19 protein-coding genes and 1 riboswitch are annotated in these 21,503 nt (G+C 41.4%); of the genes, 9 read left to right on the top strand and 10 right to left on the bottom strand.

Going from position 1 to position 21,503, the window contains the following annotated elements:
• The first annotated feature begins 423 nt into the window (after positions 1-423).
• Together typA and QL984_RS08560 are read left to right on the top strand one after the other, a co-directional pair.
• Entirely contained in the window at positions 424-2,247 is a 1,824-nt protein-coding gene (typA, locus tag QL984_RS08565) for a translational GTPase TypA (protein WP_013463797.1), read from the top strand.
• A gap of 210 nt (positions 2,248-2,457) precedes the next feature.
• Entirely contained in the window at positions 2,458-2,775 is a 318-nt protein-coding gene (locus QL984_RS08560) for a hypothetical protein (protein WP_128583481.1), read from the top strand.
• A 159-nt stretch (positions 2,776-2,934) separates the two neighbouring features.
• On the opposite strand, the gene QL984_RS08555 is transcribed toward QL984_RS08560, so the two are convergent.
• The 4 genes from QL984_RS08555 to QL984_RS08540 form a co-directional block, all read right to left on the bottom strand.
• A complete protein-coding gene (locus QL984_RS08555) occupies positions 2,935-3,666 on the bottom strand; it encodes a CBM9 family sugar-binding protein (RefSeq protein ID WP_171046557.1) in 732 nt (243 codons plus the stop codon).
• 79 nt (positions 3,667-3,745) lie between these two features.
• The gene (locus QL984_RS08550; protein WP_016900061.1) at positions 3,746-4,171 is read right to left on the bottom strand and encodes a BLUF domain-containing protein; all 426 of its coding nucleotides are present in this window, start codon (positions 4,169-4,171) and stop codon (positions 3,746-3,748) included.
• A gap of 88 nt (positions 4,172-4,259) precedes the next feature.
• Positions 4,260-5,351 carry an MBL fold metallo-hydrolase gene (locus tag QL984_RS08545; RefSeq protein ID WP_128583483.1) on the bottom strand — a complete coding sequence of 364 codons (1,092 nt, stop codon included), beginning with the start codon at positions 5,349-5,351 and terminating at the stop codon, positions 4,260-4,262.
• A gap of 138 nt (positions 5,352-5,489) precedes the next feature.
• Positions 5,490-6,143, bottom strand: a complete 654-nt coding sequence (locus QL984_RS08540; RefSeq protein WP_128583484.1) for a DUF2959 domain-containing protein — start codon at positions 6,141-6,143, stop codon at positions 5,490-5,492.
• A gap of 86 nt (positions 6,144-6,229) precedes the next feature.
• On the opposite strand from QL984_RS08540, the gene QL984_RS08535 reads away from it, so the two are divergent.
• Positions 6,230-7,111, top strand: coding sequence for a virulence factor BrkB family protein (locus tag QL984_RS08535; RefSeq protein WP_013463803.1), 882 nt, complete (start codon positions 6,230-6,232; stop codon positions 7,109-7,111).
• Complete coding sequence (gene dtd, locus QL984_RS08530; RefSeq protein WP_033102725.1) at positions 7,112-7,549, top strand: D-aminoacyl-tRNA deacylase; 438 nt, start codon at positions 7,112-7,114, stop codon at positions 7,547-7,549. It begins immediately after the preceding gene.
• Here the strand turns inward: dtd and QL984_RS08525 are convergent.
• Positions 7,546-8,292: a fused MFS/spermidine synthase gene (locus QL984_RS08525; protein WP_138764761.1), complete on the bottom strand. Its 747-nt coding sequence runs from the start codon at positions 8,290-8,292 to the stop codon at positions 7,546-7,548. The genes dtd and QL984_RS08525 overlap by 4 nt on opposite strands.
• 122 nt (positions 8,293-8,414) lie before the next feature.
• On the opposite strand from QL984_RS08525, the gene QL984_RS08520 reads away from it, so the two are divergent.
• On the top strand, positions 8,415-9,308 hold the full coding sequence (locus tag QL984_RS08520; protein WP_138764762.1) for a bifunctional GNAT family N-acetyltransferase/hotdog fold thioesterase: 894 nt from the start codon (positions 8,415-8,417) through the stop codon (positions 9,306-9,308).
• 53 nt (positions 9,309-9,361) lie between these two features.
• Here QL984_RS08520 and QL984_RS08515 read toward each other — a convergent pair whose 3' ends face one another.
• The 5 genes from QL984_RS08515 to dapA form a co-directional block, all read right to left on the bottom strand.
• Positions 9,362-10,393: a phospholipase A gene (locus tag QL984_RS08515; protein WP_138764763.1), complete on the bottom strand. Its 1,032-nt coding sequence runs from the start codon at positions 10,391-10,393 to the stop codon at positions 9,362-9,364.
• 177 nt (positions 10,394-10,570) lie between these two features.
• Positions 10,571-11,692, bottom strand: a complete 1,122-nt coding sequence (locus QL984_RS08510) for a succinylglutamate desuccinylase/aspartoacylase family protein (protein ID WP_058154012.1) — start codon at positions 11,690-11,692, stop codon at positions 10,571-10,573.
• A gap of 5 nt (positions 11,693-11,697) precedes the next feature.
• Positions 11,698-12,903, bottom strand: coding sequence for a PLP-dependent decarboxylase (locus QL984_RS08505; protein ID WP_024601193.1), 1,206 nt, complete (start codon positions 12,901-12,903; stop codon positions 11,698-11,700).
• On the bottom strand, positions 12,903-13,643 hold the full coding sequence (locus tag QL984_RS08500; RefSeq protein WP_013463810.1) for a 2,3,4,5-tetrahydropyridine-2,6-dicarboxylate N-succinyltransferase: 741 nt from the start codon (positions 13,641-13,643) through the stop codon (positions 12,903-12,905). Before QL984_RS08500 ends, QL984_RS08505 begins: the two co-directional genes overlap by 1 nt.
• A 15-nt stretch (positions 13,644-13,658) precedes the next feature.
• A complete protein-coding gene (gene dapA / locus QL984_RS08495) occupies positions 13,659-14,543 on the bottom strand; it encodes a 4-hydroxy-tetrahydrodipicolinate synthase (RefSeq protein ID WP_013463811.1) in 885 nt (294 codons plus the stop codon).
• 127 nt (positions 14,544-14,670) lie between these two features.
• A riboswitch (Lysine riboswitch) is annotated at positions 14,671-14,850 on the bottom strand.
• A gap of 187 nt (positions 14,851-15,037) precedes the next feature.
• Here dapA and QL984_RS08490 point away from each other — a divergent pair.
• From QL984_RS08490 to acnB, 4 genes are all read left to right on the top strand, one after another.
• Positions 15,038-15,736 carry a DNA-3-methyladenine glycosylase I gene (locus tag QL984_RS08490; RefSeq protein ID WP_128583486.1) on the top strand — a complete coding sequence of 233 codons (699 nt, stop codon included), beginning with the start codon at positions 15,038-15,040 and terminating at the stop codon, positions 15,734-15,736.
• An 8-nt stretch (positions 15,737-15,744) separates the two neighbouring features.
• On the top strand, positions 15,745-17,154 hold the full coding sequence (locus QL984_RS08485) for a protein adenylyltransferase SelO family protein (protein ID WP_128583487.1): 1,410 nt from the start codon (positions 15,745-15,747) through the stop codon (positions 17,152-17,154).
• Positions 17,155-17,474: 320 nt separating this feature from the next.
• Complete coding sequence (locus QL984_RS08480; protein WP_013463815.1) at positions 17,475-18,539, top strand: OmpA family protein; 1,065 nt, start codon at positions 17,475-17,477, stop codon at positions 18,537-18,539.
• 255 nt (positions 18,540-18,794) lie between these two features.
• The gene (gene acnB, locus QL984_RS08475) at positions 18,795-21,392 is read left to right on the top strand and encodes a bifunctional aconitate hydratase 2/2-methylisocitrate dehydratase (RefSeq protein WP_013463816.1); all 2,598 of its coding nucleotides are present in this window, start codon (positions 18,795-18,797) and stop codon (positions 21,390-21,392) included.
• Positions 21,393-21,503: the final 111 nt, after the last annotated feature.

Genomic DNA, 21,503 nt, shown 5'->3' with positions numbered 1-21,503 from the left:
TTGTTTTTTATGTAAAAAAATATAAATAAAATAAAGGTGATATAGATTGAGCACCATCTTAGTGCGTAATTTTTCCAAAATGGTGCAATATTTACAAAGCAATAATTGCTTGTAAATTAATCACCTTAGACTAGCACAAAGAAAATGCAAAATACGCAGTAAAGTCGCTTTAAATTAACCCAAAACCATCTTTTTATATAAATATCTAAAAATTAATCATCATAATTAATTATTTTAAAACAATGGGTTAATTATTTTATTGAGAAAGTTTGAAATTTTATTTTGGATAAACTTTCATCCATTCCATTTATAGGGGATAATATGCGCCCTTTTAAATCCTATGCTGGGACATCTCGTGAAAGCGCAGGTGAGAACGTATAGCCCCTGCAGGATCAATGAGATTCAATTTCTCTGAGTGAATATATGAGCATCGAAAAGTTAAGAAATATAGCAATTATCGCCCACGTTGACCACGGTAAAACAACACTGGTTGATAAACTACTTGAGCAATCAGGTACATTAGAAACACGCGGCGGTAATGAAGAGCGCGTGATGGATTCAAACGACATTGAAAAAGAACGTGGTATTACCATTTTAGCGAAAAACACCGCTATCTCATGGAATGATTACCATATCAATATCGTAGATACTCCTGGACACGCCGACTTCGGTGGTGAAGTTGAACGCGTACTTTCGATGGCTGACTCAGTATTACTACTTGTTGATGCTCAGGAAGGTCCAATGCCACAAACGCGTTTCGTAACGCAAAAGGCATTCGCGCAAGGCTTAAAGCCAATCGTTGTTATCAATAAAATTGATAAGCCAGGTGCTCGCCCTGATTGGGTTATGGATCAAATCTTTGATTTATTCGACAACCTAGGCGCAACTGATGAACAGTTAGACTTTAAAGTAATCTACGCATCAGCAATCAATGGTTGGGCTACATTAGATTTAGACGAAGCATCTGATAACATGGAACCTATGTTCAAGATGATCGTTGACGAAGTATCACCACCGGATGCAGATCCTGAAGGTGACTTCCAAATGCAGATCTCACAGCTTGATTACAACTCTTATAAAGGTGTAATTGGCATTGGTCGTATCAAACGCGGTTCAGTTGTACCTAACCAACAAGTTACGGTTATTAGCGCTGACGGGTCTAAACGTAACGGTAAAATTGGTTCAGTACAAAGCTACTTAGGTCTTGAGCGTATTGACACTGACAAAGCTTACGCTGGTAACATCGTAACGGTAACGGGTCTTGGCGAGCTTAAGATTTCAGATACGCTTTGTTGTCCTAACAACGTTGAAGCATTACCTCCACTAAGTGTTGATGAGCCAACAGTAACGATGACGTTCTCTGTAAATAACTCACCTTTCTGTGGTAAAGAAGGTAAGTTTGTAACATCACGTAATATCCGTGAGCGTTTAGACAAAGAATTAGTACACAACGTTGCACTTCGCGTTGCAGACACTGATAACCCAGATAGCTTCCGTGTATCGGGTCGTGGTGAATTACACTTAGGTATCTTAATCGAGAACATGCGTCGTGAAGGTTACGAGTTAGCTGTATCTCGTCCAGAAGTTATCTTACGTACTGTTGATGGTGTGTTAGAAGAACCGTATGAAACACTAACAATTGACTGTCAAGAAGAGCACCAGGGTTCTATCATGGAACAAATTGGTCTTCGTAAGGGTGAGCTTACTGATATGGCCCCAGATGGTAAAGGCCGTATGCGTTTGGACTTTATGATCCCAAGCCGTGGTTTAATCGGTTTCCAAACTGAGTTCATGACGTTAACATCGGGTTCTGGTTTACTTTACCATACGTTCGATCACTACGGTCCGCACAAAGGTGGCGAGCTAGGTGTTCGTAAGAACGGTGTAATGATTGCAAATGCAACAGGTAAAGCACTAACTAACGCATTATTTAACTTACAAGAGCGCGGCCGTTTATTCATCGGTCACGGTGTTGAAGTATACGAAGGTATGGTTATCGGTATTCATAGCCGTGATAACGACCTTACAGTTAATGCGCTTAAAGGTAAGCAACTTACTAACGTTCGTGCATCTGGTACCGATGAAGCACAAACACTAACACCAGCTCTTAACTATTCACTTGAGCAAGCGCTTGAGTTTATTGCTGATGATGAGTTAGTAGAAGTTACACCTGAGAACATTCGTATTCGTAAACGTCATTTAACTGAAAATGAGCGTAAACGTGCGGGTCGTGCGCCTAAGTCATAATCTATTAATTTAGAATCATGATTTTAAAAGCCGCTGTATTGCAAAATACAGCGGCTTTTTTGTGGATAATAGTTAGCCAGAGAAGAGCGTAAGTCCACAGGTTAAAGCATCGCAGTTGGTTCGATACTGTTAAACAGTTTTTAATATTGAACCTAAAAGAGGTATTAAGTTATTATCAAAGCTATATTTACTATGTGCGTGTGAGCTAGTGTGAATACCGAAAATGAAATTATGGCAAAACTAGAGATAGAACATATTGCTGAACTGCAAAAATATAAAGATGAATTTGAAACGTTAGGAAACAATGATTGGGGCTTGAAAGATCTCATATCAATTTTTTTACCCTTTATTTTGTTATCAATTGCTAATAGCTTCTATAATATTGAAACTGAAATATTTCAAATAATATGTTTTATTTTCCTTGCTTCAGCTGTGGTGCAGGGAATGGTTAGGGAGCAGACCAAAAAAACAAATCGCAGAATTGATTTGCTTCTTAAAATTATTAATCATGAGCAAAAGGGTGGCTGAAATTAGCTTTATTAGGGCGCAGCGCTCTTTATATAAGGAAAAACGTGCTTGAGAATTAAATAATCTATATTGCAAAGTCTCTGTTTTTGTTAATAGGATATTTTTGTTGGGTTTCGCTTAGCTCAACCCAACCTTCGTTATCAATTATTTAGTTAGTGATTACTTACTTTTCGGTAGCAAAGTGATTTTCCCAAATACATCTGCATCTATAAATCCACGGTTTCTGTCACCGTTCACTGGCTTTACTTCGTGTGAGCCCATAAAGTGCTCACGAACTTTACTGCCGTCGTTATCGCAGTAGGCGAGCATAAAACCAATAACGTGTTTTTCAGTTAATTTAAGCGGTGTATTTTTTGCGCCTTGTTGATAATCATTCGGGTAGAGTTTTATCGCCACTTCCCACGTGATATTATAGGGCGCAGTGGTATTACGCTTCCAGTTACTAACTAAGTGGTCGGTATATAAATGCGCTTTTTTATCAGGGCCATAATCGGCTGCTTGGTTATCAAGACCAATGTGATAAGCAAACGCGGTATGATTAAACTGATGATTCCCACCCGATGCGTCACTATCTATAAACACTTCTAAGGCATCATCATCCCAGTATTTATCAGTTGGATCTGGGTGAGTATCAATCAGCACATCGTCACTAATATCTGCTTGTAAATACAAGTAGTTTTCATCCCATAGAAGACGGTAGCGGCCTTTAAAATCGGCCTCTGGTGAGGGAAGTGCGCCATCCATTAGGTGCGGCATAGGATGCCATGTGGCGCTATCCCATGTACTTTCAGAGACACCATCAATAATAATAGCTGTTGATGTATGACTAACTTCAATAGCCATAAGTGGTTGGGTGAAAAGTAAACTAAAAGCGAGTAGTGTTTTTTTCATTAATAAGCTCATCAATTAAAGATGATTTAGCTTGGCTTAAATAGCAATTAAAAACAATCTCATAGTTGTATTTATTATATTAACTTATTGCCCCAGTTATGCTTGTTTTTAATGCCAACATTAATAAATGCGCGCTTTCACCCGACATTTTAAAAGGGTTAAAGTCAATGTTACCCGAGTATTTTAGATTAAGTAATTCGGTTAGCTGTGATTGCGGCACATAGCCCATTGACCATGTTTCAAACTCTCTTTCGGGAATTTGGGTATAGTTGAGCATAATTACATTGTGGTGGCGTTTGTCATTTAATATTTGTTGATAGGTATTATTAACAGCGGTTCTGGAGCCTTCAAGGCATTGTAAAAAGTACTCATTACTAAAACATAACATGCCGGTGACATTTGTTTTTACATTGTAGGTTCGCGCACTTTGTAAAATATTTTCTATATCTTCAGGCCCAAAACCACTACTTATTTTACTGGCGTAAATGAGTCGCACAAGAAACATAAAACCCCCTGACTGTTTAGTTAATTAAAGATAGTTCAGTGAGGGGGTTATTACTAATTATGTAAACGCATTTTGTGTAAATGACTAATTAAAGCTGGATGCTTTCACCTTCATTTAAAATATACAGAGGGATCTTCGAGTTCATTTTTTTATGCATATGCAATAAGCGCAGTAGTGCTGAATGGCTGCTGTGATCGCCCATCTTCCAACTTGAGTTACCATAGCCCCACGGTATCATTACTTTACAGTTAAGCGCTTGTGCTGCGGTTAAGGCATCCTCAGGAGTGGTATGTACATAACGGTACCAGTTGCCGTTCTCTTTATGGTAATAAGAGGCAATAGGCATTAAGCACACATCGATATCGCCATATTTTTGCTGTATATCGTTAAAGTGTTTTGAATAACCAGTGTCGCCTGCAAAAAATAAAGTGCTGCCACTTTGCTCAAGTAACCAGCCATTCCATAGGTCTTTATTGTTATCTTCATAAATAAAAGGCACTAACACACGACTACTAAAATGATGCGCAGGTAGCGCATGAATGGTTAAATCATCAATTTTAGTTTTTGCATACCATGCCATTTCACTAATGTTAAAGCCACCTGTTGGAAAGTTATCAGCCATGCCAAGGGGGGTTAGGTAGCGAGGCTGATTACCAATTTCTTCAATATCGGCTTTATTGAAATGATCGTAGTGAATGTGAGAATACATAACGGCGACTACGTTTTTCAATTCATTGTCTGTGAGCCAGTCGCCAGGCTTGCGATAAAATCCTGAAGTAAGGCGAAAAGCTAAATCAATAGGCGAGTCAAATTGCTCTTTTACGGGATCAAACACAACTTGTTGGCCATTCGGGGTTTTGATCACAAAGCCTGCGTGTCCGAGCCAACGAATAGTAAAGCCCGCATTAACCTGCGGATTTTTTTGCTGACCTTGATATTGGCAGTTTTCAGCCTCTGTTTCACAAACTAAGTTATTGTTTTTTGGGTAGCAATCAGTTTCACAGCTAACAGGATAACTTTTTTTGCCTGGGTAGAGGTTGTGGTAGCGCCCAGCTTGCTCACCTTGTTGATGAAGTGGAATAACGGTATTAGGGCCAGCAATAACCTCAATATTATTCGCAGTGCTGCATGCAACGAGCACACTGGAGGCGATGATTAAGCTAAGTGTATGTATTTTCATAATTCATTTTTAGTTGTTATTTTTATCTTACTGAAAGTGTAACAAAAGCAGTTTGCTAAAAAAGGACAAAAAAGTAACAAAAAGTGTGTATAAAAAAGCCCGCTATTTTTAGCGGGCTCAGTTTAATAGGTTAAATATTTAGGATTTATTCATTTGCTCAATAAATTTATTTGAGTCTTCAATCGATTTGTTCATATCATTCATTAATAACTGAATATCGCGCTTTAAGTTAGTAAATTCACCTTTGATAGCCGCTACCGCTTGCGCATTTAAGTTATGCTTTAAGTACAATACGTTGTCTTTTAAAGATGATAATACCGGCTCCATTTTACTCTCGGCGCTGCGCATTGAGCGAAGTAACTGGTCGAATTGACGTTGTGTTGCTGCTAACTTTTTGCTGCTTTCACGCTTAAGTGAGGCGCTTTTGTATTGCTCTAACTCATCATTCCACTCATCAAATAAAGCTTCTGCTACGTCTTCAACTTTATTAATGTTACTTGATACTTCGTTTGCCGCTTGAAGGCTTGACTCGTAATCGTCATTAAGCTGATTGTAAGCATCTTGCAACTCACCGCCATCAAAATTAATGAGTGTAGTTAAACGCTCAAGTGCTGATTGAAATTCTTGTTGAGACTCTTGTTGTGAGTCTTTTGTTTCTTCAACGCGGTCAATCAAAATATCACGCTTATGAACACCTACTTTTTCCATTGCCGAATAATAAGCAGACTGACAACCAGAGATCATCAGCATTAACGCAAGTATGGTTGTCCCTAAAAATGTTTGTTTTTTCATCTGAATTCCTATTTACGAGTGTTAATGCTGTAAATTATGGCCTTGATTGTTATTATAATCAAAAGCTCACCAACAAAGTTAATTGTATGAATGATAAGCTCTCCCATTATAAACAGCAAGTTAAGGCGTTTTTAAAACTGCAACCAGGCTGGTGGATGCAATATTTTAATCGCTGTATTGACGATCAAATAACCATTAATGCAGGGTATTTAGCTTACGTTACTTTACTTTCGTTAGTCCCACTTATTGCTGTAGGTGTGGCAATATTTTCTGCTTTTCCAGGATTTGAGTCGACCCGCTTAGCCATTGAGAGCTTTTTGTTTACTAATTTTGTGCCCACCTCTTCTGGTGTTATTAAAGAGCATATTAGCTCGTTTGCCAGTAATGCCAATCAAATGACGGCAGTAGGTATTGGCTTTTTAGCAGCCATTGCCTTGCTACTTATTCGTAATGTAGATGCCACGCTAAACCGTATTTGGCGAGTAAAGAAAAAGCGCCCGATGATGATATCGTTTGCCGTATATTGGATGGTACTCAGCTTAGGGCCCGTGTTACTGGGCGCCAGTATCGGTGTAACCTCATATATTGTGTCGTTGGTATCGTTTGCCGATCAGGGGATCCCAGGGTTTAGTGGTTTCTTGTTAAAGCTACTCCCTTATGCGATCTCTATGGCCGGTTTTATTATGCTTTACACCTTAGTGCCTAATACTCGCGTTTCGTTTAAAGCAGCCGTTCCCGGTGCGCTATTTGCTGCCATGTTATTTGAGCTAACCAAAAAAGGCTTTGCTTTGTACATTAGCCATTTTCCATCATACGAAGTGATTTATGGTGCGGTAGCAACCATTCCTATTTTATTTGTATGGGTTTACTTGTCGTGGGTCGTGGTGCTACTAGGCGCTGAATTCACCGTGTGTATTAACATGCAGCATTACAATAAAAAAGATCAACAAGCAGAGGATACAGAGTAAATGCAGGGATTAATTCAACGAGTAACACATGCTAATGTGGTGATAGACCAACAGCTTGTCGGTGAAATTAAACAAGGCATTGTATTATTGCTGGGGGTGGAAAAAGAAGATGATGAAAGCAGCGCTGATAAACTATTACACAAAGTCACCAATTACCGTATTTTTAATGACGAAAACGATAAAATGAATCTCAGCCTTAAAGACATACAAGGCGAACTGTTAGTCGTATCGCAATTTACGCTCGCAGCCAATACAAAAAAAGGCATGCGGCCTAGCTTTTCATCGGCAGCTACACCAGACCAAGCGCAAGCGCTATATAATTACTTTGTAGAGCAGGCTAAATTACTCGGTATTAAGGTCGCGACCGGTGAATTTGCAGCCGATATGCAGGTGAGTTTATGTAACGATGGGCCGGTTACCTTTAATTTAACCGCTTAACGTGCTTTTTTTACAATCACAATATGATTAACAAAGCCGGTAATTTTTTGAATACTAATAGCCTTCCCAAATACAGTCAGTAGTACATGTTGTAACTGAGTGAGTTGTGATGAGTGCTGCGATAAAAAGTTAATAAATAAGATGCCCTGTTGATCAAGTGCATCATAAATTGTTTGATAAAAGCATGAATCAAATAAAAATCGCGGGGCGTCTAATTCACTAAATAAATCTAAAATGACCCAGTCCATATGCTCTGCTGATTTTAAAATTGTTTGCGCATCCTCGCAATGAATCTGTTGTTGTTCACTGGGGGCAAAAAATTGTTGATAACAGTCAATAATATGGGGGCTTTTCTCTACTGAAGTAACCTGCACTTGAGGATACTGTTCTAATAAGTAATTACGAATGGCACCGCCACCTAACCCCAGTTCGAGTACTTTTTTAGGCGCAGGTAGCTGTTGCCAAGCCGTTGCTAAATAAGCAAGGTGTGGAAACAGTAATGCATGTGGTTTTGCTTTTAAAATAACAGACTGCAACGTGTTATTTATGAGTAGCCAGCGAAGTTGTTGATACTCTCTTACTTGTATGTGCTCACCATGCTGATTATGCCAATAAAGTAACTGGCCTAGCGATGAACTATGCTCAATAAAATGTTGGCTGATCAGGCCACTACTGTAATGGATATATTTATTCATGCTATTGAGCATAAACCAGCAGAGGTAAATCGCAACGGCTTTTGTCATTAATTTTTTACAGCTGTTTTCTCAGCACCAAAGTCTTATTTGCAGTTTTATCCAGATCGAGTATGGTGTTTTTCACAAAATGCACAGCGTAATATTTTACATTTTTAATTTATGGAGTATGTATGTTTCAAGTGAGCACCCCACAAAGTAGTGAAGACTGGCAAGCCTATTACCAATTACGCTGGCAGATTTTACGTGCCCCATGGGGCGAACCTCGGGGCTCTGAGCAAGACGATTTAGAGCAAGAGGCTGAGCATCGCTTCATTAAAAATAAAGCGGGTGAAGTATTGGGTGTGGCTCGTTTGCACTTTAATAATCAGCAACAAGCTCAAGTACGTTATATGGCGGTTGCAGAGGGTAACCGTAATCAACATATTGGTAGCCGTTTACTACATGAGCTAGAAAAAATAGCGTGGAATCAAGATGCTGATGAATTAGTGTTGTTTGCTCGCGAACGTGCACTGGAATTTTATCAGCGCCATGGCTATGAAAATAAAGAAAAAGCACATTTGGCTTATGGTGATGTACAGCATTACAAAATGGTTAAGCTCAAACCGAGTGAGCCAGGTTGGTTTCGCCACCCTAATTGGACTCAAGTACTGCAAAACACATGGCGTGAATCAATCCCCATTAGTGATGCTATGGGAATAAAAGTAGAAAGCTACACTGATTGGCAATTTACTACTCGTGCAGATTTAAATGCTAACTTAAACTTACACAACACTATGTTTGCGGGCTCTATTTATAGCCTAGCTACATTAACGGGTTGGGGAGCAACGTATTTAGCATTAAAAGAAGCCGGACTTGAGGGCAATATCGTGTTAGCAGATGCCAACATTAAGTATTTAAAGCCACTGAATACTGACCCTAAGGGCTGTGTGAATATTCAAACCTGTAAAGGGAACTTAAATGAGTTACAAGAGGCGGGTAAGGCGAGCTATTTAGTACCAGTAACCATTTTTGATGGTGACCAAGTAGTTGCCCAGTTTGAAGGGCAGTTTGTGGTTAAAAAGTGATAAAATAAACGAAAAAGCCAAGCGAGTTGCTTGGCTTTTTTTATAAGCGTTTTTTACAGTAAATCTGTCAGTAATATACCCACACCAAAGCGTTCAATATCGGTGTTATAGTCTATCAAGCTCTCGCCATAGCCATTAAAATATTGTGCGTAGCCGCGAACTCTTCCCCATAGAGGGAATGACCAATCAAGCTGAATTGCCCCGCGGTTATCTGAATTTAAATTATTACGGGTCATAAAACTAAATTCATGATCGTGAAAGCGATACGCGCCACCAAATTCAAAGTAACCCATGTATTTATAGATATCTGGGTTATCGTCACCTCGTGCATCTAACGGCGCAGGCTTTTTGTTTTCAGGAATGCGATACCAAGGTTTAAAGCTAAATACAAAGCCGTCTTTTTCCCAAATGAAATCGGCATAAATGCGATTCCAAGAACGCGAGTTTGGCTGACTACGACCATTAGATTGGTGCGAAATACCAATGGCTATTGCCATTTCATCGCCCCATAAAACGTTTTCAGGGTCTAAGTAATTAATCCAAAATACTTCTGGCTCGTAGTTGGTTTCACGAAAAGGGGAAGAAATATCGTCGTTATATACTTGCCAGTATGACTGCAAAGTAAAGCCAAAAAATATCGCTTGGTCTGAGTCAGCAAACTCATCATACAAAGGCACTTTAATTGATAGCTGATATTTAGCTTCTAAGTTATCAAGTGGGTCGCCATCTTTTTTATCGGTTAACTCTGCAAATCCATCAAACGGGCGAGTGTTTGGGTTCGACATATAAGAAACAGGTAAAATATAATTACGTTTATGCGGGGTAATTACATTACGATTTTTTTTACCAACCGCTTCACGGGCTTGGCGTTTGTCGATAGCCGTTAGCTGCTTGCTTTCTTCAACGGCAGAACACTTTTTACGTAATTGATCGAGGGTTTGCTTACCGTCTCCACCGATCACTTCATTTAAAATACATTGCTTTACCAGCTCAAGTTCATTGTTTTGCTCGTTATTCGCTGTTTCTTCAGCAGCAACGGTTGTGCTGAGTAATGTAGAAAGTAGTATCCAATGGCGCCAACTCATTATAATTCCTTTGTAAGTGAGGGAAGTCAGTATTTTGCTAATTATAGCGCCTTTTTAACACATAAATGGTGAATTTGTCCTGAACTTTAATACTTTAAAAAGAAAAGCGACCTAAGTCGCTTTTACTGTGTAACTAGTTATTTACTAGCTAACTCTCACGCAATGAGAAGGGGTGAGCTAAAGCTCAAAGACGTTGGTAAAAAATTTATACAGCTCGGTACCTTGATTCACACTCGCTGAGGCAAAATGCAATATCGCAATTGCATCGAGATCAAAGCTTAGAGTTTGCAGCGGTTGTTCGCTTAAATAGCGCTCCATTCGCAGTATTTTAGCAATGGGTTCTCCAGCTTTAACATGCCCGCCAAGAGGTGCTAGGTATTCGACCATGCCACCCATGGGGGCGTAATAAGCGATATAATCATTTAGTTGGCAGCCATATCTTGTCATCAATTTTGGCTTGTAGGGGGCATCAACAAATACTTGCTTATGATTTAAATAACTTAAAATACTATTGGCATCGTCTAGTGCCGCGCTTAAATCGATTTTTTCTTGGCTGCCAAGCTCTACCGTAAAGGCTTCAACTTGCACGTTAAATTCACGCCCTTGCTGAGCAAGTTGCTCACTAAGCTGCCACCATGGACAAAAGCTTGCTTCATCCATTGCGCCATCAAAGTCATTAGGAATAACCAGCACATGGGGAATATTAAAGTAACGCGCGCTATCGGTCGCATACTCAGGGCAATATAAGTGCTGACTAGAAATAGGGCCGGTGTGTAAATCTAAAACTATATCTGCTTGATGCGCCAATTTTTGTAAGTTTAGCGCAATCCGTTTCCCCGTTGTTAAACGATAATCAGGGCCGTTGAGTTGTTGCTCAACGTCATTAATTAACGCGGCTTTAAAGGCTGTTTTCAGAATCTTATCATCGGCATCGCTGAACTGCTGTGCAAACTGGGTCGCCAGTTTATTATTGCAGTGATACATGCGATTCCAATTAGTCCCCGTAATGGGATCGAATCGGCCAAGGGTAAATTCCCCCGACTTTTGATTACAGCCAATGGGGTTAGCGTAAGGAACTAAGGTAATATCACCTTTTAAATTAAGTGTTTTTAGTTGCTCAAGTAATTGGTAAATTACCGCGTTGCCTTGCACTTCTGCGCCATGCATATTTGCTTGTACATACACACTTGGGCCGGTGCCATCGCCTTTTAAACGATACACAGGAATAGTCAGTGGTAGTCCGTTTGCGACTTCGCCAACTACAATGTTTTCTTGGCTTATAGCTATGGTGTTATTCATCTTTTTTATCTCAAGTAGTGGCTTGCATCTTCTGCTTGTCGCACGCAACTCAATACGCCATTGTGGATAACATATTCACCGGCCAGCTCATGGCATAAAAAGTACGGCATACTTTCGGTAAAACCGTAGGCACCGCATTGACTAAATACTAGCCAGTCTTGCTCATTTAAATCACTGGGTAATTGGTGCTCTCCTAAGCAATCAAGTGCAGTACATAAGGGGCCGTATAGGCTCATTGCTTGATTTGCTGCGTTTGAATCTCGTAATAAACGCGCAGGGAAATCTTGACTGGTGACCGCAGGGCGCAATAAATGATTAATGCCGCCGCTCATAATCACCTGTTGTTGGCCGTAATTTAGTTTACGCTCAACAACAGGTGTGGCGTAGTGGCCGCATTCGCCTACAGCGTAGCGACCTAGTTCCATCCATAGCTCAGTAACCCCCGCATCGCATTTAATTTTTGCAAGCGCCTCTATGAGTGCATCCCAACTTAGAGTGGGCGTATCAAGCGTATAGGGAATACCTAAACCACCACCTAAATCCAGCACCTTGAGGTTAATATTTAAATCCTCAGCAAGTTGCCTTAACGGCGTAATCATTTGTGTCCACAGCTCAGCGAGTTTGTCGCTGCTAAGCATGTTGCCCCACTGAAAAATATGCAGACCGTCAAAATTAAGTGCACAGTAGTCACTGGTATTTAGCGCCTGCCACTCGTCGCACCCTAAGCCAAATGGAGTAAGACTATCGCCCCCTAGCGGGTTTTTATCACCCTCGGGCCAGCGTAATTGTACCCTTAATAAAACCTGCAACTGGCACTGCTGAGCAATCGCTTGTTCGTTGAGCCAACGTACCTGATTGAGACTTTCGGCCACAAAGGTACGCACGCCACGCGCAATAAAGTGCTTAATTTGTTTAGGGCTTTTTGCAGGCCCCGTGTTGAGCACGCGTTCACTGTTAATTCCTTGAGCAAGGACTTGCTCAAGCTCGCCTTTACTGGCGACATCAAAGTTAAAACCAGCGTTATTTAAGCGTTGGATCACGCTAGATAACGGGTTCGCTTTAACTGCATACCAGAGTTTTACCTCGGTTTGTGCCACTAAACGCGTTAAATGTGTGTTTAGTGAATCAAGATCATAAACAAAAAAGGGCGTATCAAGCTCAGTTGCTAGCTTATCAATAGCGGTTTTAACGGGCGTGCTCAAAAAGGTCATTAACGTAAAACCTCTTCAAGCAATAATGACGCATCACTTTGCTCGTCACGGTATTTAACAATTAACGCACACGACATGCTTAAGCCTTGCTCGCGCGCCCAATCGTTTGACGCAGGGCGAGATCCAGGGATCACAATCGCGTATTCAGGGATTGCTTCGCCTTTATCAAGCTGGCGCTCATTTACGCAGTCATAAACAGGGATGGTTGCAGATAAGCGAACACCTGGGGCAAGTACCGCGCCTTTTTTAACTACCACGCCTTCAACAATCACACAGCCTGCACCAATGAATGCATCGTCTTCTATGACCACAGGGCTGGCACCAATGGGCTCAAGTACTCCGCCTAATTGTACCGCTGCGCTTAAATGCACATTTTTACCTACTTGAGCACACGACCCTACGAGCGCGTGGCTATCTACCATAGTGCCCTCGTCAATAAATGCACCAATATTTACGTACGCAGGTGGCATAATAATAGTGCCTTTGGCAACATGTGCACCACGGCGCACACTTGAACCACCGGGTACCATGCGAACGCCTGCTGTGGCTTCAAAGCTTTGCGGCGCTAAGTTATGTTTATCAACAAAACCGCCAGCAAACTCGGTGTTTTGACCGTTTTTAAAGGCTTCTAAAATGCCTTGCTTTACTTCTACGTTAGCGTGCCATTGGCCGTTTTCGTCTTGTGTTGCTGCGCGAACCGCGCCCGTTTCTAAATTATTTAATAGTTCTAACCAGTTCATTATAAAAACCTGTATTTAATGCCAAGATAAAATGGTGTTGTTTGCCGATGAAATGTCATCTGTGTGTGTCAGCTCAAGGTGTGTTAAAGGTGGGCGTAAATACGGACTGCCAATACGCCCTTGTAAATGCATTAACACTTTGACTGGGATAGGGTTGGCTACTGAAAATAAGCTATTGATAGCACTAGACCACTGGACAAAAAGATTAGGGTGTTGGCCGCTTAAACTGCGCTTTACAAACTCATGGGTTTGCACTGGCCATGCATTGGCTGCAACCGACACTAAACCTTTTGCACCTGCTTGGGCAAAATAAGGCATGAGGGCATCGTCACCACTAAAAATGGCTAGTTCAGGCGCTGCTTGTCGATAGGCTTCAAATTGAGAGATAGAGCCACTGGCTTCTTTCAGTGCCCATAAATTTTTATGTTGTTTGAGGTTTTCAATGGTTGCAATGGGAATGCTAACCGCACTACGTCCTGGTACGTTATAAAGCATACAAGGATGAGAACTGGCATTGAGTAAGCTTTCAAACCAATGCGTTTGCCCCACTGCACCGGGTTTGGCATACAAAGGCGAGCCGAGTAAAAAACCATGGATAGGCAGCTGGTTGCAGTAATTAACCCATTCAAGCTGTTGCTTTAAGTTACTACCGCCTACCGCAACCATAAGGGGGACGCTCGGCTGTAATTGGCAGACATGCTCTACGATGGCTTGCTGTTCTTTGAGGGTAAGGGCTAACCCTTCGCCGGTGCTACCTAGCAGTAAAATGCCATTGTTAGCGGCTTCTTGTTCGGCCACCAAGGTGTCTAAGGTTGCGTAATCAACTAGGCCATTTTGATCAAATGGGGTGATCAGCGCAGTCCATAAATGGAAATTGTTAATATTGAAGTTGTTGATCATCTCTCACGAACTTATAGGGCATTCGTCGAGTTTTTGGCGGGTATTTAGGATGCCTGACTCTTTGAATGTGTTTATAATTCGAAGAGCGAATGGGCTTAAATAATAGGGCGCACGGCCTTATTATACTAAGACCAGAAGCTCTCCACCAAATATGTTATTGGTGACAGTCGCTAGGATTCAACCTAGTCGCCCGAAGCAACCTTTCACAAAAAAGTGTTACCTCTCGGCGTTAATTCCCCTCACGTATGCTCAATGGAGTTTGCGCTCCTAACATACGCTACCTGAATAACGCACCTCTTCCAGCCCTTTGCACTTGCTATTGAAAAATCAATCAGCAAATACAATGTAATAGGGTAAGTGTGGCGATTAAACCACTTTAGCCGTCTAGGTGTCAAGTGACTAAATATAGATAGATTCATCCTGATTGACAGTTATTACGTATTAGCTGCTTTTCTCGTACACTAGTACTATTGTCGAAGTAAGGTATTAAGCAGATGGAAAAATTTAGTGATATTTATAAGCGAGCGGTAGAGCGAAAGGGCTCTGAAAAAATGCTTAAGTTGTTACTCGCAAAACCTTTATCAACAAAGCAACTCGTCACATTAAGTGATGATGATTGGCTAGAAGAATTTACTCGGAAAGTTTTTCAAAGTGGTTTTTATTGGTCGGTGATCAACAGTAAGTGGGCCGGATTTAGAGAGGTTTTCTGGGACTTTAGTGTTGAAAAGCTATTGATGATGCCACCGGATATGCTTGAGCAAAAAGCCAGTGATGAGCGGATTGTACGCAACTATAAAAAAGTAAAAACTATTACTGAAAATGCGTATATGATCCACGAAGTTGCAGAGCAATACGGCAGCTTTAGTGAGTTTATTGCTAACTGGCCAAGTGAAGATATTATTGGCTTGTGGGCGTATTTAAAAAAGCATGGTGCAAGGCTTGGTGGTAATACCGGCCCTTATGCGCTGCGCGCCTTAGGAAAAGATACTTTTTTACTTTCAAGAGACGTAGAAAGCTATTTGCGTGCCCATAAAATTATAGATGGCGGATTACAAACTAAAAAGTCACTAAGTGCGGCGCAGGCATTCTTTAATGAACTGCAGCAGCAAAGCGGCTTAAGCATGCAAGAGCTAAGCTTAATTGTCGCTTATGGTGTAGGCGACAATCGCGTAGGTATCAGCCAAAAACAATAGGATTAATTATGAAATTAGTGCCAAGGTATACCGACATTGGTGAGGGGTTTGCAATTAGCGATCATCCAGCCAAGGTGACAGCGCCACAGTTATTGTTATGGAATGAGCCCCTAGCTAAGCAATTTAATATACAAGTGGATGCAGATTCCCGAGCAAATATATTTAGCGGTAATGAACCCCAAGCGATTTCTCCGGTGGCACTGGGATATTCTGGTCATCAGTTTGGTCACTTTTCACCGCGACTAGGGGATGGTAGGGCGCATTTGCTCGGTGCGATTAGCGATGATAAAAATCAGCTTTGGGATCTGCAATTAAAAGGCGCTGGTGCTACGCCATTTTCGCGCGGAGGCGATGGCCGCTGTGCATTAGGTCCAGCTATTCGTGAGTACGTAATGAGCGAAGCTATGCACGCGCTTGGCATTCCAACAACGCGTTGTTTAGCCGTGGTTGGCAGTGGCGAAACCGTCTATCGCAACCCACCTCAACCAGGTGCTATTGTAACCCGACTCGCCAGCAGTCATATTCGGGTGGGCTCGTTTCAATATTTAGCCACTCAAGGTGACGTTACTAGCCTAAAAAACTTAGCCGACTTAGCCATTCAAAGACACTATCCCGAGATTAACAGCACTGGCGCTCAGCGTTATTTAGATTTTTTAGCTGCAGTGATCGCCAACCAAGTCAAATTAGTCGTAAGTTGGATGAGGGTGGGGTTTATTCATGGTGTTATGAACACCGATAACACCTTAATTAGTGGTGAAACCATAGATTACGGCCCATGTGCCATGATGAACCAGTTTGATTTTGATACCGTGTTTAGCTCTATTGATAAACAAGGGCGTTATGCGTTTGGTAATCAGCCAAACATGGCAAGTTGGAACTGTGCCCGCTTAGCAGAGAGTCTAATAGCGCTGATCAGTGACGATGACGAGCAAGCGGTGGCAATGATGACGCCTTTAATTGAGGGCTTTTCAACGCAATTTAACCAACAATTTAGCGCGATGTGGGCGCAAAAGTTAGGGTTAACAGTCGCGGATGATAAAGATAATGAGTTGGTGGGGGAGTTACTAGGGTTATTAAAACAACACCAGCTTGATTATACCAATACTTTTAATGCACTCACTGAGTCGTTAAATGGGCAAGCTGAAATACCATCAGCACTTACCTCTTGGGCACAGCAATGGCAAACACGAACTAATGAGCACAGCTATCAAGTGATGCGACAAGCCAATCCGAGCGTGATCCCACGTAACCATATTATTGAAGATATTATTACTCAGTACACTACGCATGGGGATAGTGAGCTACTCAGTCGTTTTAGCAAAGTGATGGCGAGCCCTTACACAAACCATGTGCAGGCCACAGAGTTTCAAACGCCGCCCGAAGATGATAAGAATTATCGTACTTTTTGTGGTACTTAAGTATGATTTTTTGCATTTTAAAATGAATATAAAAGGTCATTTTTTACCCCAGCGACGTTCATTCATAGAGCAAACTATGAACGGGTGATACCATAACTCCATAAAAGCCAGTGATCGTGTGGGGTTTAAAGCGATTGTTTGCTTTTTGAGCTAGCCTGTGTTCATCGACATTTTTTATGAGCTAGTTTTATTATCCTAGATATTGAAAAAATATATTTGCGTTAAGTATTGATTAACAAAGACTCAGTTACTGTATAGGTAAGTTAGAAGAGCTAGCAATGCTTAGCTACATTTTTAGTTGTTAAAATGGGAAGAAAACAATGAAATTAAAATCACTTACAATGGCTATTGCGTTAGCTGCAACTAGCGCATCTACTTTCGCAGCCGAGCAAGAAGGCTTTTACATCGGTGCATTCGGCGATTATTACGATGCTTCGTGGAAAAACATGCGTGAGCAAGCTGGCCTTGACGTTAATGAGTCAACAGGCTGGGGTGCTGAATTAGGCTACCGCTTTAATGATTACTGGAGTGCGCGTTTAGAGTACGCAGACCTAGACTTTAATGCTCACGACAAAGTATTGAATAACCGCAACGATATTGACGGCGAACGTTACGGTATCGATGCACTTTACCACTTTGGTGGCGGTCCTTTCTACGGTTTATTTGGTCTGAAAGATATTGATGTTGTTGATGACAACACGTTTGTAAACGCAGGTGTAGGTTACCGACACTTTGTTACAGACAACTTTTTTGTTAATGCTGAAACCAGTGTTTACCAAGGTTTAGACAAAGGCTACACAGATGTTGGCGCTAAATTAGGTATAAACTACTTCTTTGGTCAAAAATCGGCGCCAGTAGCACCGGTTGAGCCTGCACCACAGCCAGAGCCAGAAATTGTTCCTGTGCCGGTAGCACTTGCTGATACAGATAAAGACAGCATTCCTGATGTAGATGATAAATGTGCCAATACACCTATGACAGATGCTGTTGGTAGCGATGGTTGTACACTTTATGAAGATACTGAAGTAACAGTAAGCTTGTTAGTAACATTCCCTAACAATGACTCGTCAGTTTCACAGCAGTACTTAAATGATATTGATGAAGTAGCGACTTTCTTAAAAGAGTACCCAGATACAACAGTGCTTCTTGAAGGTCATACGTCTGCAGTAGGTAAAGCGTCTTACAATAAATGGTTATCTAAAAAACGTGCTGATGCAGTAGCTAAAAAGCTAATTGCTGATGGTATTGCAGAAGATCGCATTACAACGGCAGGTTTAGGTGAAGAACGCCTTAAAAATGAAGCGAATACGGCAAAAGCGCATGCTGAAAACCGCCGCGTTGAAGCACACGTAAAATCTATTAAACGTGTAAAAGTATTACGTTAATAGCCTCATTATTGAGTAAAAACCCAGCTTAGGCTGGGTTTTTTTATGGCTGCTTAATAGGTATTCATGGGATTTGGTTTTACTTTTTTCACTATTCATATTATTAATAATCGGTATAACTAGTTGCCTAACTGGATGGATTTTAATCTATGCACAAAAGCTTTATAATCGGCAGATAGAATACTATAAGTATTGGGTTATGGTGTGTTTAGTAAACACCACCGAATACTTTAACGTCACCAAGAGGGCAATACTGTGCTACAAGAATATCGTAAACACGTAGAAGAACGTGCCGCGTTAGGTATCGTACCAGCGCCATTAGATGCTCAGCAGACGGCTGATCTTATTGAGCTAATTAAAACGCCACCGGCAGGTGAAGAAGAGTTCATCCTAGAACTACTGATCAACCGCGTACCACCAGGTGTTGATGATGCAGCCTACATTAAAGCAGGATTTTTAGCGGCTGTTGCTAAAGGTGAAGCTGTTTCTCCGTTGATTTCTAAAGAAAAAGCAGCTGAGTTACTAGGTACTATGCTCGGTGGCTACAATATTGCGCCAATGGTTGAACTACTTGATGACGAAGCGTTAGCGCCAATTGTAGTAAAAGGCCTTTCGAACACATTATTAATGTTTGATGCGTTCTACGATGTAGAAGAAAAAGCAAAAGCAGGTAATGCATACGCCAAGCAAATTATAGAGTCTTGGGCTGCTGCAGAATGGTTTATCAATAAGCCAGCCGTTGCTGAAAAAATCTCTGTTACGGTATTTAAAGTCACTGGCGAGACAAACACAGATGATTTATCACCAGCACCAGATGCATGGTCACGTCCTGATATTCCACTTCATGCATTAGCTATGCTTAAAAATGAGCGTGATGGTATTAACCCTGACAAAGACGGTGAAGTAGGTCCAATCACTCAGCTTGAAGAATTAAAAACTAAAGGCTTACCACTTGCTTACGTAGGTGACGTTGTTGGTACAGGCTCTTCGCGTAAGTCTGCAACAAACTCTGTGCTTTGGTTTATGGGGGATGATATCCCATTCGTACCAAACAAGCGCGTGGGTGGTGTATGTTTAGGTAACAAGATTGCGCCTATTTTTTTCAATACAATGGAAGACTCGGGTGCGTTACCAATCGAATTAAATGTTGATGAATTCAACATGGGTGACCAAATCGACATCTACCCTTATGAAGGTGTTGTGAAACGTCATGGTACTGATGATGTGATCTCTACATTTGAACTTAAATCAGAGGTAATTTTAGACGAAGTTCGTGCTGGTGGTCGTATTCCATTGATCATTGGTCGTGGTCTTACAGACAAAGCACGTACATCATTAGGTTTAGGCGCAACTGACGTATTTAAAGTACCAGCAATGACTGAAGTATCAGACAAAGGCTTTACGCTTGCGCAAAAAATGGTTGGTAAAGCATGTAACGTTGCCGGTATTCGCCCAGGCCAATACTGTGAACCTAAAATGACCACGGTTGGCTCGCAAGATACAACAGGTCCTATGACGCGTGATGAGCTTAAAGACTTAGCCTGTTTAGGTTTCTCTGCAGATTTAACAATGCAGTCTTTTTGTCATACATCCGCTTACCCTAAGCCAATCGATGTAAACACGCACCATACGCTTCCTGATTTTATTATGAATCGTGGCGGTGTATCGCTTCGCCCTGGTGACGGTGTAATTCACTCATGGTTAAACCGTATGTTATTACCAGATACCGTAGGTACGGGTGGTGATTCACATACACGTTTCCCATTAGGTATTTCATTCCCAGCAGGTTCGGGGGCGGTAGCGTTCGCAGCTGCAACGGGTGTAATGCCACTAGATATGCCTGAATCAATTTTGGTTCGTTTTAAAGGTGAAATGCAACCGGGTATCACTTTACGTGACCTTGTACATGCTATCCCTTATTTTGGTATCAAAGAAGGCCTATTAACGGTTGAGAAGAAAGGTAAAATCAACGAATTCTCTGGTCGCATACTAGAAATTGAAGGGGTTGAGCACTTAACGGTTGAGCAAGCGTTTGAGCTATCCGATGCATCTGCAGAGCGTTCAGCTGCTGGCTGTACTGTTAAGCTTTCTAAAGAGTCTATCAGCGAATACCTTGAGTCTAATATTGTTATGCTTAAGTGGATGATTTCTGAAGGTTACGGCGATGTACGTACGATTGAACGTCGTGTTACTGCAATGCAAGACTGGTTAGCAAACCCAGAGCTAATGGAAGCTGATAAAGACGCAGAGTACAAACACGTACTTGAAATCGACCTTGCTGAGATTAAAGAGCCAGTACTGTGTGCGCCAAATGATCCTGATGATGCACGCCTACTTTCTGATGTGACAGGCGAGAAAATCGATGAAGTATTTATCGGTTCTTGTATGACTAATATTGGTCACTTCCGTGCTGCAGGTAAATTACTCGATGGCTTTAAAGGGCGTATCCCAACACAGCTTTGGGTTGCTCCACCAACGAAAATGGATAAAGACCAACTTACAGACGAAGGTTACTACGGTATTTTTGGTCGTGTTGGTGCACGTATTGAAACGCCAGGGTGTTCACTGTGTATGGGTAACCAAGCACGTGTTGCGGACAAAGCAACGGTTGTGTCTACTTCTACACGTAACTTCCCTAACCGTTTAGGTACAGGGGCAAACGTATTCTTAGCATCAGCAGAGCTGGCAGCAGTAGCAGCAATTTTAGGCAAATTACCTACACCTACTGAGTACCAAGAATACGCAGCGAAGATCAATGCAACGGCAGCAGATACCTACCGTTACTTGAACTTTCACCGTATGCCTCAGTACACTAAAAAGGCAGACAACGTAATTATTCAGCAAGCTGTATAATTTATAGAGTGTGTTTAAAAAACCCGCTTTGGCGTAATGCCAGTCAGTTAAGAACTGACTGGCATTTTCTTTTATAGGGGTACTTATTCGGCTTCTTTCTTATCACCCTTG

The sequence above is a fragment of the Pseudoalteromonas sp. APC 3495 genome, from assembly GCF_030407645.1.
GTDB classification, from domain to species: domain Bacteria; phylum Pseudomonadota; class Gammaproteobacteria; order Enterobacterales; family Alteromonadaceae; genus Pseudoalteromonas; species Pseudoalteromonas tetraodonis.
The sequence above is the reverse complement of the archived record's forward strand: the minus strand, read 5'-3'. Positions and strand labels throughout refer to the sequence as shown.